Below are 15,147 nucleotides of genomic sequence, written 5' to 3' on the forward strand. Positions count from 1 at the left end.
CACCTCTGGGGCTGAAGGTTCAGGGGTAGACGGGGGCCATGGCCGGCTGATCCGCGCAGGCGCTTGTCGGGGGGATGCCGAACAGCGCCTGCAAGGCGGCGGCAGCCTGGTCCTGGGTGGTCCGGTCGAAGAGGGCGGCGACATAGCGATCGGGGCGCAGCAGCACAAACGTGTGGCTGTCGCCGAGCAGCTCCTTGAGCGCATCCTCATGGTCTTGAAGTACGGTGCAGCCAGGCAGCGATGGCAGGGCCTGGAAGTGTGCAGGCAGGATCAGGATGCGCTTGGCCTCCAGGTGATCCCAAAGACCGTGGCGCAGTTCGTCAAGGCGCTGGCGAGCAGGGTCGCCATATTGAATCAGGGCAAAGCCGGCACCGATGCTTGCGTCCAGCAACTGGACGTGGCCTTGGGCATCGGTCAGCAGCGGCTGAGGAAACATTTGCCCACAGGCCAGCTTTCCGGCCTTGCCTTCGGGCAGCACCAGGCCTTGGGTAAAGCGTGGTTTTGGCTTGAAGCGCATCTGTAGGAAATAGTCGCGCAGCGACGGCACCAGGCCGACCAACGCGAATGCCGCACTGATCAGGCGAGCACGCAGCACGGTAGCCGGCGCCATGACCACGCCCAGGTTCAGCGCCAACTTGATCAAGGCCCAGGCATGCCCGCGCCGCTCGCTTTCGTAGGACTGCAAGGCGGTCGCGGCCAATTTGCCGTTGAGTACACCGATCAACTTCCAGCCCAGATTGTGTGCATCGCGAACGCCACTGTTCATCCCTTGCCCAGCGTAGGGCGGGGTCAGGTGCGCGGCATCGCCGGCGAGCAATACGCGGCCCACCTGCCAGCGCTCGGCCACGCGGGCGTGAAAGGTGTAGACCGTCTTGCGCACGATCGACACCGGGGCATCGCCCTTGAACGGACGCAGCAGCGTGTGCAGGCTTTGCGGGCTGAGCACTTGCTCCTCGGTTTCGTCCGGCCGGAGCATGAATTCGAAACGCCGCGTACGGTGCGGGCCGGGCACTTCCACCACCGGGCGCCGGGCATCGCAGTACACGCGGGTCTGCCAGAACGGGTCGTCGTCCTGGTCGGTATCGACCACCAGCCAGCGCGAGGAGAAGCTCGACCCGACCATCTCGACCCCCAGTAGCTTGCGCACCGGGCTGCGGCCGCCGTCGCAGGCGACCAGGTAGTTGGCCTTGACGTCGAGCAGTTGGCCATCGGCGTCCTTGATCAAGGCACGCACGCCGTGCGCGTCTTGGGTGAACTCCAGCAGCTCATGATTGAAGCGTGCAGTCACGCTCGCAAAGCGCTCAAGACCGGTCTTCAGCGTGTGTTCGAACAGCGGCTGGCGAAAGGCATTGCGTTTGGGAAACCCATACACCTTGCCGGTGGGCTCGACCTTGCCAAAGCAACGCCCGCCCGCGCGGGTGAAGTAATGCACGCCGTAGCCGGGCACCACATCCCGTAGCACGGCGTCGTCCAGCCCGATCGCCTGCATGGTGCGCAGGGATTCATCGTCGATGGAGACCGCGCGGGGCTCAGTCACGGTGCCGGCTTTGCGGTCGATGATCAGGGTATCCACATGGGCCTGGCCAAGCAGGTTGGCCAAGGTCAGTCCGGTGGGGCCGGCGCCGATGATCAGGACTTGAGTGCTGAAGCTGTTGAGGGTTGTCATTGTTATTCCCTTCCAAAGGTTTCAGTCCGGCTGCGCGGGGCGGTGAGTCAGGGCCGCCATGCGTTGCGAGAGTGTCTGCGCGAGGGCCAGCATCTGTTCCCCTTGTTGCGCTTCCTGGGCGTTGTCGCGCTCCTCGATCGGGCGTACGCAACTGATGCTGCCCAGCACCTTGCCGTCGCTGTCGAAAATCGGTGCCGCCAGGCCGTAGACGCCGGGATCGATTTCCGCCGCACTGGCGACATAGCCCTGGCGACGCAGTTGCTGCAGCGCGCGACGGAACTGTTCCCAGGTCTGGCCCAAGTGGCTGGCGCGCACTTCATCCGGGTTTTCCAGGAACAGCTGGCGGTGCTGGCGCGAGGTCATGTTGGCGAGGATCGCTTTCGATGTCGCGCCGAGGAATAACGGCCTGGGCGAACCCCGGGAGTAGCTGACCTCACTGAACAACTCGCCATGCTGGTGGATACACACCACCTGGTCCTTGAACAGCCGGCAGATCAGCCATACCTGTTGCTCGCTCCAGCGTGGCAGAGCCTGTTCCAGCGACTGTGCCGCGCGCACCAGAGGGTCGCTCAGGCGCAGCTGACGGTCCCAGGTGATGATCCGTGCGCCCAGTGCATAGCGTCCGGCTTCGACCTGAAACAACAGGCTCGCCTCGGCCAGTTCGCGTACGTAGCGGTAGATGGTCGAGCGGGTGTAACCCAGCGCGGCGCCCATTTCGTCCACCGCCCAGATCGGGCTGGCCTCGGTGAACAGATCCAGCACCCGCAGCATGCGTTCCAGGCTGGAACCTTTGCTGTCGGCATCCAGGTCCGACGGGCGTTCTGATTCAGACAGTAAATTCATGACTCACTGCTCGTCGGCGATGCTGTTGCGCAGGAGGCCGATGCCGGATATCTCGACTTCGACGGTGTCGCCGGGCTTCATCCAAACCGGCGGTTCGCGGAAGGCCCCGACGCCACCGGTGGTGCCGCTGACAATCACGTCGCCGGGTGCCAGTTCGGTAAACGTGGAGCAGTACTCGATCAACTGGCGCACGTCGAAAATCATGTCGCTGGTGCGGGTGTGTTGCATCACTTCGCCGTTCAGGCGCGTGGTCAGTTCCAGGTTTTGCGGGTCGCTGATTTCATCGCGGGTCACCAGCCAGGGGCCGAATCCGCCGGTGTGAGGGAAATTCTTGCCAGGCACAAACTGAAGGGTGTGCTTCTGCCAGTCGCGCACGCTGCCATCGTTGTAGCAGGCATAACCGGCCACGTAGTCCAGCGCGTCTGCTGCGTTGACGTGCCTTGCGGTTTTGCTGATGACCACTGCGAGCTCGCCTTCGAAATCCAGTTTGTGCGACACCTTCGGACGGATAATCGGCTGCAGGTGTGCGACCTGGCTGTCGGCGAAGCGCGTGAAAATCATCGGATAGGTCGGCATGTCACGCCCGGTCTCACGCACGTGGGTGGCGTAGTTGATGCCGATGCACAGCACTTTGCCGGGATTGGCGATCACCGGCAGGAAGGTGACGTCGGCCACTGGCACTCGGGGTAGTGGCGCGAGCACGGCGGGGGTCAGTTCCACCAGGCGATTGGCGGCGATGGCATGCTTGAGGTCGGGGCCAAAGGTGGGTTTGACCGATTCCAGGTCAATCAGTTGATCACCGTCGACCACACCGTAGGTCGTGCGACCGTGAACACTGAAGCTTGCAAGTTTCATGAAATGTCCTCTCGAAAAGGAAGCGGGAGATGGCGGCAATGGGGTCAATCTAGTCCTGCACATTTATCCTGTAAAGTGGGATTTATGCATAAATCCTGCAATATGAAATAAATGCTAATTTTCTGTTCGATCATCGGATTCAGCCCGGCAACCGGGCAGCCCGCGCCCTTCCAGCAAGTGGATGGCCACGGGCGTGTCGCTTGGAGGAGAGGTGGGCTGGCGCGATTTAGCGCGGTGCCCAGCAGCCGTGCAGGGACATGCGCATGCGGAACGGGATTTTGATGCGTGCGAGAGGGCCGGCGGCCATGTCGGTGGCGTCCAGCACCACCAGTTCGTTGCGGCCTTCGGCAATCAGGTTGAGCAGGCAGACCACATAGCCATCGCCTTCTGCGGCGTGCGCTGAGCGCGGAATGAAAATGGGTTCCTGGAAACAGCCACTGTCGCCGGGAAACCAGGCATCGGTGACACCGGTCGTGAGGTTGAGGTGAACCAGCAGGTTGAAAAACTGGAACGGCATCGGCCCGTTCGACGGGTTGTACGGGCGTTCTGGATCGAAGGCGAGGAGGAACCCATGTTCATACTTGCGACCGATGTAGCGATCATCGCAGCGTGGAAACTCGCAGGGATAGTCCGTCAGCGCCTGGGGTTGCAGTTCATCCTGCGCACTGTTCAGGTCGAATATCCAGCGCATCAGGCTGGCGGCCAGGGTCTCTGGCGGCGGTACGAAACCGTCCGCCTGGGGGAAGAAGTAGAAGATGTTGCCGCCGGTGACCGGCATGTCCACATAGATTTTGCCGTCTTCGTCGAACGCATTCAGGGTATGGCCCTGGAAGCCGTCCTTGGGCCCTTTGAACCAACGTACGTCGCGCGCATGGCCGTCACGGGGCACCACGGCAAATAGCTGGGGCAATTCGGGCTGCCACTGAAAATGCTGGCCGCCTTTTTTCATGCGCTCGACGTCCACCGTCAACGGGATCAGTGGGAACACCACATACCTTTCCGTGACCGCGAAGTCGTGGACCATCGCGGCGTAGGGCGCCTGGAACCAGATTTCATGCAGCAGCTTCCCCTCCGGCGATATCTCGAAATAGTCCATGTCGGGTGTGCCGTCGCCTTTGGCTTCGTAACTGAAGGCCAGCAGGTTTCCCGTGACGGGGTCGAGCTTGGGGTGGGCAGTGAACGTCGCGGCGTCGATCTGCCCGTCGAAATTCCACTCGCCGAGGGTCTCCAAGGTCAGCGGGTCCAGCGCCCAGGGCATGGCGTCCTCCTTGAGGGCAAGCAGGACGTTGTTGTGCGGGATCACAGACGTGTTGGCGGTGGTGTTGTTTTTGGCCGCCAGCGGGTCGTTGGTGTAGACATTGCGGTACACACCATTGAGCGAACGCCCTTCGCGACGCTGGGCGACCAGGCGATCGGTCAGCACATAGCGGCGGCGCAGCGAAACCTTGCCGTCGGCAAAATAAAAGCCGCTGACCAAGGCATCGCCATTGAAGAAAATATCGCTGCCGAGCATGGGCGGGTACTGCGGGTCGGGTGACACCTGGTAAAAGGCACCCCGGATCGCTTCGGGAAGGGTGCCTTCGATCTCAAGGTCATACACGTCGCCCTCAACGCGACTGGGGGCATACAGCGCCCCGGTAAACTCCGGGGTGTGGGGGAATGGCGTATTCATCGGGTTATCTCATTGATCGGTTGGTTTGACGTCGTTCAGGCGGATTGGGCTGACAGGGCCTGCCCGCGAGGCTTGACGCCGCGACGGAAGCGGGCCACCACCAGGCACGAGATAATCAAGGCCAGCCCATAAGCGCAGGCGGCCAGCCAGCCCACCGCACGGAAATGCCCCTCGCCGACTACCAGCGCGGCGCCAAAGGGGCCAAGCCCTTGCCCGATGAATATCGCGGCGTTGCCCAGGCCTGCCAGGCGACCGGAGGGATCCAGTTCGGCGGCCATGGAAAGCAGGTACGGCAAGCTGAAGAACCACACCATATGGATCAGGCACGCCGTGGTGGCAAATGCAACGGTACTGTCGCCGTACACCATGATCAGGGTCGCCACTAATGCAGCACCGAAGCTCAACAGTTGCGGGAACAGTAGGCCAAGCCGCCGTCCGATCAGACCGGAGAGGCCCGCACCCAGGGCGCCCGCCAAGATGCTGCCACCGAGGATAGCCCCGATCTGTTGAGGTTCCAGGCCCAGGCTTTTACCGATTCGTTCCTGGTACACCCACAGGGCGGAATGCCCGAAGAACAGCAGCGCAAACAGCGCGATCAGCAGCAGCGAGGTCAGCCCGAACGGTCGGGCGGCGCCATGGGCGATGCGTTGGGCGTCCGGGTAGTACCGGGGGATTCTCCCGCAACCCAATGCGGCAAGCAGGCTGGTGATGGCCAGCAGGCCAAAGGCACCGCGCACGCCAAATACCTGCAGCAGCAGAGGCATTGAGGTGACCAGCAGCATGCCCCATAACAAGTTGCCGATATTGATCACTGCAAACGTTGCATCTTTGGACCGGCGCAGTGCCGCGGTCGCATACACCACCGCCATGACCGCGCCACCGCTGGCGCCGCAGATGATCCGCAAGATCACCAGCCACGTCTGGCTGTGAAGCTGGGTGCTGGCCAGGTTGCCGACGGCCAGTATCAACAAGGCTACCCGTGCAAAGCGGCGGCGGTCGACACGGGCCATGAGCAGGGCACATACGCCGCAGGCGATGGCCATTGCGATCAGTTCGGCGGCGAAGATCACGCCGATGGCATTGAGCGGCACCCCCAGTTGATCAATCAGCGCGCCGCCCAGAATCGGCTGGATCTGCAGCGTTCCCAGGGAAATGACCATCATCAGGCAAATAGCGCCCAGTGATTGCTTGCTGTCGATGGAGTCGAGCGCATTCATCACACATCACCTCAGTCAGAACTTATGGACGTAGCGAACTTGCACGGCGTAATCGGTCTTGCTGCGGTTCTCTACCCCGGTTTCTTTATAGGTATTGAGCCAGAACGCCTTGTCCTCAGTGATCTTCCAGAACAGGCCGGGGCCAATGCCAAGGACTTTCTCGCGAGAGTTGCTCAGGCGGTCGCCGTTGACCTGGTCATCGGAAATCTGCCGGAAGTAATACCCGTTGATCCCGACCGAGACCTTCGGGTACACCTCGTAGGAGGCGGTAAAGTTGGCCCAGGCCGACTGCCCTGATTGGGTGTCGCGCACGGGGCGCCCTTCAAAGAACTGTGCCGAGCTGCTCGCGGGATCGTCGTTCTTGAAGTTGTACAGGTAATTCAGGCGCCAGCTCACTTCCCAGCGTGGTGCCGGCATCAAGGTCGCGGCCCAGTAGGGGTTGAAGGAAAAGTAATGGGAGCCGGGGTTCAAGTCCTTGTGTTTGTCGTACTTGCCTGTGGGCAGGATCGTATCGAAGGCCACGCGTTGCACGAACACCGGTCGGCCTTCGGCGTTGACGAGCGGATCGAACTGGATCTGCGGGCCGACAGTGACGTCACCCAGGCCGACCCCGTTGTCCTTGAGTTTGACGCCGTTGTCGCCGAAGTCGCCGTCCAGGGAAACCACCGGTACCAACAGGCTCCAGCCCAGGTGCGCGCCGCCGCCGATGGTGTCCGGTGAGTAATAGCTGAACTGGTTGATCAGGGTAATGACATTGATCTTCGGGTTATCGAAGTTGCCGTTGTCCTTGCCGCCATTGTCACGAATGCTGCTGGACGTACTGAACTTCAAATAGGTCTGATGCGTCAGCCCCGGTGGGCCGGCGAACCCGTCGTAGAAGCTGGTGCCGCCCAGGTTGATGCCGCTGGGTTGGCTGACGGAGGGCGGTGGAGGGCCCTCGGCAGCAAAGGCGGCAAGTGATACGCAACTGAGGGCCAGGCACGCTGGCAAGGATGGTGTCAGTCTCATTGACGTCGCTCTATTATTGGAGTTGTGAGCTGGGGTTGCTTCCCCTGGCACTTCAACTTTAATTCCCGAGCGTTGCTGTTACTTGTACACAGCGGTCAGAGTTGACTGAGAGCGTCATGTCACGCCGGTTGATTTGCCCTCTCAACGGGTTGAGAGGCGCGATGCCGTGAACGTGGTCTGTTCAACGTCCCAGTAGATGACGCGGCACACACACCTACTGTGCGTCGCCACTCACTGTGGAAAAAATCGATCAGGCCCTGTTAAAACGTCTGCCCCATGGAAAACTGGAAGACCTGCTTGTCGGCATTCTCAGGTGTGCGAATCGGATAAGCCAGGTTGACGCTCAATGGCCCCAGCGGGCTGTACCAGGTCACTCCCACCCCCACCGAACTGGCCATCTGGCTCAGGTCCACACCGCCGCAGCCTTGGGTAGTGCTCAGGTAGCACTTGTCCGAATACACCGAGCCCACATCCCAGAACAGCGAAGTGCGCACGGATTTGTTGTCCTTGATGAACGGCACTGGGAACAAGTACTCCGCGCCGCCGGTAATCAGGATATTGCCGCCCAGCGCCTCCGTATCCCGGTCCGAATAATAGGCCTGGCCGGCGCTGGCATAAGTCCCGGTCGCCGGGGTGCTGCGTGGGCCGAGCGTGCCGCTTTCAAAACCGCGCACCGTGCCTTCGCCACCGGCCGTATAGCTTTCATAGAAGGGTAAGCCGTCGGTGGAACCGTAGCCGTTGCCGTAACCGAGCTTGGTATGCAAGCGCAGGGTGGTGTTGTTGCTGACCGGCAGGAAGGTTTGTCCCGTGTAGTCGAGCTTGTAGAAACTCAGGTCGCTGCCGGGCACCGTCACCGTCAGGTTGAGGTTTTGCGAGTGCCCACGCGTTGCCAGCACGCCTTTGTTCAAGGTCGATTCCGACCAGCCCAGGTTGGCTTTGAAGTTGGTGAACTGTTTGCCTTCGCGCTCGATGAAGTCGTAGATCTCGTCGGCGCTGTAGGTGCCCGGTTCGATACTGTCGTGTTGGGCGGTCAGGCCGACACTCAGGCGCGACGTCTCATTGATCGGGTAGCCGAGGCTGGCCCCCAGGCCATAACTGTTGATGGCGTAATAGGACACGCCGTCATCGTAGTATTTGTTGTAGTCGGTCTTGTTGTAGAACGCGTTGTAACCCAGGCTCACGCCATCACGAGTGAAGTAGGGATCGGTGAAACCGATGTTGTACTTGCTCTGGTAGGACGACCGGGTCAGCCCCAGGCTGGCGGAGTTGCCTGTGCCGAGGAAGTTGTTCTGGGTAATCGACCCGCCGAGGATCAGCCCCGAACTCTGGGCGAAGCCGACGCTGGCCGTGATCGAGCCGGACGCTTGTTCTTCTACGGCGTAATTCACATCCAGCTGGTCATCCAGCCCGGTCACCGCTGGCGTCTCGACGTTCACTTCCTTGAAGTACCCCAGGCGCTCCAGGCGTACCTTGGACTGGTCGATCAGGTAGGTCGAGGCCCAGCCGCCCTCCATCTGGCGCATTTCGCGACGCAGCACCTGATCGTCGGTCTTGGTATTGCCCCGGAAGTTGATGCGGTTGACGTAAGCCCGCTTGCCAGGCTCGACGCTGAAGGTGATGTCGACCGTGTGGTCCGCTTCATGCACCTGCGGCGTGCCGTTGACGTTGGCGAACGTGTAACCGTCGTTGCCCAGGCGGCGGGTGATCAGGTCCGAAGTGGTGGTCATCAATTTGCGCGAAAACACTTGGCCCTTTTGCACCAGTAGCAACGCCTGGACTTGGTCCTGCGGGACTTTCAGCTCGCCACTCAACTTGACGTCGCGCACCGTGTATTTCTGGCCTTCCTGGATATTCACGGTGATGTACACGTGCTTTTTGTCCGGGGTCATGGAGACCTGCGTCGAGGTGATATCCATGTTGATGTAGCCGCGGTCCAGGTAAAAGGAGCGCAGGCGTTCAAGGTCGCCGGAGAGTTTCTCCCGCGCGTATTTATCGTCGTTCCGGAAAAAGGACAGCCAGTTGCTGGTCTTGAGCGTGAATGAGTCGAGCAAGGCGTCGTCGGCGAATACCGTATTGCCGACCACATTGATGTGCTGGATCGATGCCACTTCGCCTTCGTCGATCTTGATCTTCAGGCCCACGCGGTTGCGCGGTTGGGGCACGACCTCGGTGTCGACCGATGCCGAATAGCGACCCTGGGCCACGTACTGGCGCTGCAGTTCATTGCGTACGCCCTCCAGGGTGGCGCGCTGGAATATCTCGCCTTCGGCCAGGCCTGATTGCTTCATGCCTTTCATCAGGTCATCGGTGGCGATCGCCTTGTTGCCCTCGAACTCGATACTGGCAACCGAAGGGCGCTCGACTACATTGATAATCAGCACGTCGCCTTCGCGGCTCAACTGGATGTCCTGGAAGTAACCGGTCTTGAACAACGCCCGAGTGGAATCCACCAGGCGCCGGTCATCGGCTTCGTCGCCGACGTTCAGCGGCAATGCACCGAACACGCTGCCCGCCGAGACCCGTTGCAGGCCATTGATTCGAATATCCGAGATTTTGAAGCCTTGGGCGAGTGCCAGTGAGGCATTGAGCAGCAGCGCAACCGAGCAGAGCAGGCGCGAAAAATTCATCAAGATCTTTTCCAGAACACATCGACAAGCAGCGCCGGCGCGCTTGGTTCACTCGCCGACCGGTGAAGAGCCAGCATAAGAGTGCACGGCGTTTGGTGCGGTTAACTGAATGTCAAGTTAGGTAAAGGTTGGCCCGAATCCCGGCTGCAAGGCTGATAATGCGCGCCCACCCCTCGGACGAGCCCGTCATGATCTCCGTACTGTTAGTCGACGACGACCAGGAATTGACTGAAATGCTGCGCCAGTACCTGGAGTGCGAAGGGTTCGCGGCCACGGCCGTGCATACGGGCGAGGCGGGTGAGGCTGAGGCGCTGTCGGGTCGCTACAGCATCGTGGTGCTGGATGTGATGCTGCCCCAGCGTTCGGGCATCGAGGTACTGCGGCGTATCCGTGCCGTCAGCCAAGTCCCGGTGGTGTTGCTCACCGCCCGTGGCGACAACATCGACCGCATCACCGGCCTGGAACTCGGTGCTGATGACTACGTGCCCAAACCCAGCTCCCCAGGCGAGTTGGTGGCGCGCCTGCGAGCCATCATGCGCAGGGTGCAGGCGGTGGGCCAGCCAACCACCGAGGTGATCAAGACCGGCTCGCTGGTGTTATGGCCCGGCAAGCGCCAGGCCTTGTGGAACGGTGCGGAACTGGGCGTGACCAGCACCGAGTTCAGCCTGCTCGAAGAACTGGCCCGCAGCGCCGGCCAAGTGGTGAGCAAAAAGGATCTGTCGCTCAATGCCCTGGGTTGCCCGCTGACCCGCTATGACCGGCGTATCGACGTGCATATCAGCAGCATCCGGCAAAAGCTGGGACCGCGCCCGGACGCCAAGGCCTGGATCCAGAGCGTGCGTGGCCTCGGCTACCTGTTGATTGCCGAATGACCAAGCCCAGCCTGCTGTTCTGGAAACTGTTCCTGGCGTTCTGGCTGGCAACCACCTTGACGTTCCTGGTGGGGGTCGGTGTGCTGGAACTGAGCCGCTTCCGCCCGGGAGACCCGCATGTGGGCGCCATCCTCGCGAGTGAGCAAAAGCTGTTGGAGCAATTTGGTGTCGACGCCGCTGGCCAGTTCCTGGCGGTATGGGAGCGTCCGCCAGACGAGGCCATCGGCATCTATGATCGCACCGGCCAGTTACTGGCGGGGTCTGCGGTTGCGGCGCCGGCCTTTGAACGCGCGGTGACCAGTAAGGAAGGCCTGGCGCTTTCACTGCGCTCAAGCCACGCCCCCGGTGATGACGGCGGCAGGCCCTGGCAACAGGTCCCGCTGATCATCGGCACGTTGATGAGTGCGCTGTTCAGCGGGTACATGGCGTACTACCTGGCCTGGCCGTTGGCGCACCTGCGCCGGGCGATGAGCGATGTGGCCCAGGGGCGCTTCGAAACCCGGGTCAAGCCCTCCATGGGCAAGCGCCGCGATGAAATCGTCGACCTGGCCGAAGACTGCGACCGCATGGCCAACCAGTTGAAGGTGTTGGTGCAAGCCCAGCACCATCTGCTGCACGACATCTCCCATGAACTGCGCTCACCGTTGACGCGCATGCAAGCGGCCATCGGCCTGTTGCGCCAGGACGCCGCACGCCTGGAAATGCTCGAGCGCATCGAGCGCGAGTCCGAACGCATGGACACGCTGATCGAGGCGTTGCTGACCCTGGCCCGCCTGCAGGGCCGCCCTGAAAGCATCGAGCGCGAACCCGTGGATATCGTTGAATTGCTGACGATGATTGTCGACGATGCGCAATTCGAAGCGGGTATCAAGGACTGTCGCGTTCACTTGCAGGCTTGCCCGCCGTTTATCGCCTGTGTCAGCGGCGAGTTGCTGTACCGCTGTTTTGAAAACGTGATTCGCAACGCCGTACGCTATACCCGTCCGGGAACGACCGTGCAGGTGTCGGCGCAGGTCAATCGCGAAGCTAATCGCTTAAGCGTGCGTATCAGCGACCATGGGCCAGGGGTGGCGCCCGGCCGACTGCGCACGATCTTCCAGCCGTTCGAACGCGGTGTGGGCGATGCCACTGTCGGCTTTGGCCTGGGCCTGGCCATTGCCGCGAGGGCGGTGCAGATGCATGGCGGCCATATCGAGGCGCGCAACGAGTCAGGGGGCGGGCTGACCGTGGAGATCAACCTCCACAGCGCGCGATCTTTACACGACATTACACTGGCTTGACCGCCCTGTACGTCGCCCCTCATTAGACTGCTCGCCAGTGATCGAGCGGAGGTGGCAATGTTTCAGGTGCATAAAAAGGGCTTTGTGCCCGGCAGGAAGATGGTCGACGGCCTGGTCCCGTATGATTTTTTTTGCGAAGACAACCCAGCGATCAATCTCTTCGTGTTTACCGGTGCCGCCACCCCTGGCGCGGCGGTCGAGGAGCAGACGCTGTGGGGGTTTACGCGGCTTGAGCGGTTCGAGGCCATGACCTGTGCGCTGCTGGGCAACAAGCAGCACAGCGGCTGGTTCCAAAGCGTCAGCGTGCTGACCGGGCCCAACCAGAACGGCACGCAGAGCGTGAAATTCCAACGCGTGCTGAAAATCATCAAGCACGCAAGCAACACCCGCAAAGTCGACTACGAGATCCTCACCGACGAAGGTGACACCTACTTCACACGCCCGCCCGTCGCTGAAAGCAGTGCGCAAACCGTCATCTACTCGGCCGAACCGGGTTGAAAATGGCTGGTTTGCCTTGACTCCGGATCTGCGGGCCAAGGGCGGTGTTTCGATAGGTGCCCCGGCGTGGCCCGCCACCTGTTACGTGCGCCCACCCACGGGGCAGTTTTTGAGCTGTTTGGTAGCACACGCCTACGGCGTCATTGCGAGCCCGCTGTCGTCACTTCCGCGCTGTTCCATCTAAATCAATCACTTGGCCGATTTTTGCGTAATGTGGCACGTATTCTGCTTTTTTGTATTCGTGGATAATTGGATACAAAAATTCAAAAGGTGCCGTCGATGCAATTTGCCCCCGCTTATGTTGAACGTCAGCCCCTCACGGCGGAGGAGGAGGCCTACAACTTCCTGCTGGATGCCATTTGTAGCGGCCGCTACCGCAAGGGTGATCGGCTGATCGCTGAAGACATCGCCGGTGAGATCGGCATGAGCCGCATGCCGGTGCGCGAAGCCTTCCGACGCCTGGATGCCCAAGGCCTGGTGACCCTGCGGCCCAACCGTGGCGCCATTGTCAGCGGGCTGGATATTGACGAGCTGCACGAGGTGTTCGAGATGCGCAGCGCCCTTGAGGGCTTGGCGGTGCGCGTTGCGGTGGGGCGTATCGGCGAGCGCCAACTGGCGGCCCTCGAGCGCATGCTCGACGCGATGGACGACTACCGCGATGAAGGCGCCGCGTGGGTCAGCCGTCACCGCGCCTTCCACGAATACCTGTGCAGCCTCAGCGGCCGCCCGCGCCTGATGAAGCAGATTTGCGCGCTGTACTCGCTGGTCGAGGCCCCCATGCGCCTGTGGCTGCAACACGGCGAAAAACCCCTCAGTGCCCGCGAGGAGCACGCGGTGATCCTCGACGCGATTCGTGCCGGTGATGCCGCGCGCGCCGAAGCCGTGGTGCGCGAACACATCGAGGGTACGGTGCCGGCGCTGATCCAATTCCTGCAAAACGAACAATAAGAAAGCTGTCGTGTTTTGACGTTGATTCCTGCCCCCGTTATTCAACGAACTGGAGTGTCTGGTCATGCATAAACGCCGCGCCTTGCTGGTGGCTGTCTCCCTCGGCCTCTGTAGCCAATGGGCCTTCGCTGCGCCCCAGGTACCGGAGCGCCTGAAGAGTGTCGACAAACTCACCTACTGCTCGGGGATGGATTCACCGCCCCTGGTGTCCTTCGATGAAGCGCAGAAACCGCGGGGACTCACCGTCGACCTGGGTCTGGAGATCGCCAAGCGCCTGGGCGACAAACAGGTGCAGTGGCGGGTGATTCCGTTCTCCGGCCTGGTGCCGGCGTTGCTCGCCCAGCAGTGCGACATGATCGTCGACCAGCTGTTCGACAAGCCCGAGCGGCGCCAGGTGATCGACATCGTCAACTACATGTATTCCAGCCAGTCGGTGGTGGTGCCCAAGGGCAATCCCAAGGGCATCAAGGCATTGGACGACCTGTCCGGGCACAAGGTCGCGGTACTCAACGGCTCCACCATCAAGACCTTGCTGGACACCCAGAACGACAGCCTGGCCAAGGCCGGCAAGCCGCCGATGAAACTGGTGGTGTACAACACCGACACCGACGCCTTCCAGGCCCTGCGCATCAGTCAGGTCGACGCCTACGGCACCACCGTGGAAACCGCCGGTTACTACGCCGCCATGGCCCCGGACTTGTTCCAGGAAGGCGTGCCCGCGTTCAGTCGCATCCTCACCGGCCTGGGCATACGCAAGGATGATCCACAACTGACCGCCGCCGTGCAGCAGATCATCAGCGACATGCGCAGCGACGGCAGCTATGTGCAATTGCTCAACAAATGGCATGTCAGCAGCGACACACTCGACTGAGGTTCTACAACGATGAATTTCAATTGGGATGTGTTCTGGCAATACCTGTTGCAGCCCAGTGGGGTCTACCTCACCGGGCTGTGGCTGACGTGCCTGATCAGCGTGCTGGCGATGCTGCTCGGCTGTGCGCTGGGCCTGGCGGCGGCGCTGTTGCGCCTGTCGAAGAACCCGTTGCTGCACCTGCCGGTGCGTTTTTATGTATGGCTGATGCGCGGCACACCGTTGCTGGTGCAGATCGTGTTCCTGTACACCGCGCTGGCGGCCGGCGGGATTTTCCGCTTCGAGGACATCGAACTGTTCGGCCTGATCGTCCCCGGCAATATCCAGGCGGCGATTATCGCATTGGGCCTGAATGAAGGTGCCTACATGGCCGAGATCATCCGGGCCGGCATCGGCGCGGTGGACAAGGGCCAGTATGAAGCCGGCCGTTCCCTGGGCATGGGGTTCGCCAAGCTGATGCGGCGCATCGTGCTGCCCCAGGCGTTCCGGGTGATCGTGCCGCCGCTGGGCAACGAGTTCAATGTGATGCTCAAGAACACCACCCTGGTCAGCGTGATCGGGGTGCAGGAGTTGCTGCTCAGTACCCAGATGATCACCTCGGCGACCTTCCGTGTGTTCGAGTTGTACCTGGTGGTTGCCCTCTACTTCCTAACGCTGACCACCTTGTGGGGCTTTTTCCAACGTTGGCTCGAAACGCGGTTCAGCCAGTCTGACCGGCCTTCTGCGCCACCACCGGCAGCCAGCCGCATGTTCGGGCGCAGCACCCTGAAACTGCTGAGGGGACGTTAAC

Annotated in this window: 13 protein-coding genes; 6 read left to right on the forward strand and 7 right to left on the reverse strand. The window is 61.5% G+C overall.

All coding sequences use genetic code 11. The features are described from left to right. Positions 1-19 precede the first annotated feature (19 nt). The 7 genes from K7431_RS14695 to bamA form a co-directional block, all read right to left on the reverse strand. Positions 20-1,666, reverse strand: a complete 1,647-nt coding sequence (locus K7431_RS14695; protein WP_015884901.1) for a bifunctional 3-(3-hydroxy-phenyl)propionate/3-hydroxycinnamic acid hydroxylase — start codon at positions 1,664-1,666, stop codon at positions 20-22. A 21-nt stretch (positions 1,667-1,687) separates the two neighbouring features. After that, positions 1,688-2,509, reverse strand: a complete 822-nt coding sequence (locus K7431_RS14700) for an IclR family transcriptional regulator (protein WP_015884900.1) — start codon at positions 2,507-2,509, stop codon at positions 1,688-1,690. A gap of 3 nt (positions 2,510-2,512) precedes the next feature. After that, positions 2,513-3,364, reverse strand: coding sequence for a fumarylacetoacetate hydrolase family protein (locus K7431_RS14705; RefSeq protein WP_015884899.1), 852 nt, complete (start codon positions 3,362-3,364; stop codon positions 2,513-2,515). A gap of 226 nt (positions 3,365-3,590) precedes the next feature. Next, complete coding sequence (locus tag K7431_RS14710) at positions 3,591-5,036, reverse strand: carotenoid oxygenase family protein (RefSeq protein ID WP_015884898.1); 1,446 nt, start codon at positions 5,034-5,036, stop codon at positions 3,591-3,593. Positions 5,037-5,071: 35 nt separating this feature from the next. After that, positions 5,072-6,253: an MFS transporter gene (locus K7431_RS14715; protein WP_043205625.1), complete on the reverse strand. Its 1,182-nt coding sequence runs from the start codon at positions 6,251-6,253 to the stop codon at positions 5,072-5,074. Between the two features lie 15 nt (positions 6,254-6,268). Then, positions 6,269-7,261: a SphA family protein gene (locus K7431_RS14720; protein WP_043205623.1), complete on the reverse strand. Its 993-nt coding sequence runs from the start codon at positions 7,259-7,261 to the stop codon at positions 6,269-6,271. A gap of 260 nt (positions 7,262-7,521) precedes the next feature. Beyond that, positions 7,522-9,888 (reverse strand): outer membrane protein assembly factor BamA, encoded by a 2,367-nt coding sequence (gene bamA, locus K7431_RS14725; protein ID WP_015884895.1) that lies wholly within the window; start codon positions 9,886-9,888, stop codon positions 7,522-7,524. A gap of 188 nt (positions 9,889-10,076) precedes the next feature. Between bamA and K7431_RS14730 the strand changes: the two genes are divergently transcribed. The 6 genes from K7431_RS14730 to K7431_RS14755 all read left to right on the forward strand — a co-directional run bounded on the left by K7431_RS14730 (position 10,077) and on the right by K7431_RS14755 (position 15,146). Beyond that, entirely contained in the window at positions 10,077-10,760 is a 684-nt protein-coding gene (locus K7431_RS14730; RefSeq protein ID WP_043205622.1) for a response regulator transcription factor, read from the forward strand. Further along, on the forward strand, positions 10,757-12,040 hold the full coding sequence (locus K7431_RS14735; RefSeq protein ID WP_015884893.1) for an ATP-binding protein: 1,284 nt from the start codon (positions 10,757-10,759) through the stop codon (positions 12,038-12,040). The genes K7431_RS14730 and K7431_RS14735 overlap by 4 nt, the downstream gene beginning before the upstream one ends. Positions 12,041-12,097: 57 nt before the next feature. Beyond that, entirely contained in the window at positions 12,098-12,538 is a 441-nt protein-coding gene (locus K7431_RS14740; protein ID WP_043205621.1) for a hypothetical protein, read from the forward strand. A gap of 279 nt (positions 12,539-12,817) precedes the next feature. Further along, positions 12,818-13,486 carry a GntR family transcriptional regulator gene (locus K7431_RS14745; protein ID WP_015884891.1) on the forward strand — a complete coding sequence of 223 codons (669 nt, stop codon included), beginning with the start codon at positions 12,818-12,820 and terminating at the stop codon, positions 13,484-13,486. 64 nt (positions 13,487-13,550) lie between these two features. Further along, positions 13,551-14,357, forward strand: a complete 807-nt coding sequence (locus tag K7431_RS14750; RefSeq protein ID WP_015884890.1) for an ABC transporter substrate-binding protein — start codon at positions 13,551-13,553, stop codon at positions 14,355-14,357. A gap of 12 nt (positions 14,358-14,369) precedes the next feature. Then, on the forward strand, positions 14,370-15,146 hold the full coding sequence (locus K7431_RS14755) for an amino acid ABC transporter permease (RefSeq protein ID WP_015884889.1): 777 nt from the start codon (positions 14,370-14,372) through the stop codon (positions 15,144-15,146). The last annotated feature ends 1 nt before the right edge of the window (position 15,147 follow it).

Source organism: Pseudomonas fluorescens group sp., assembly GCF_020093335.1.
Taxonomy (GTDB): Bacteria; Pseudomonadota; Gammaproteobacteria; order Pseudomonadales; family Pseudomonadaceae; genus Aquipseudomonas; species Aquipseudomonas petroselini.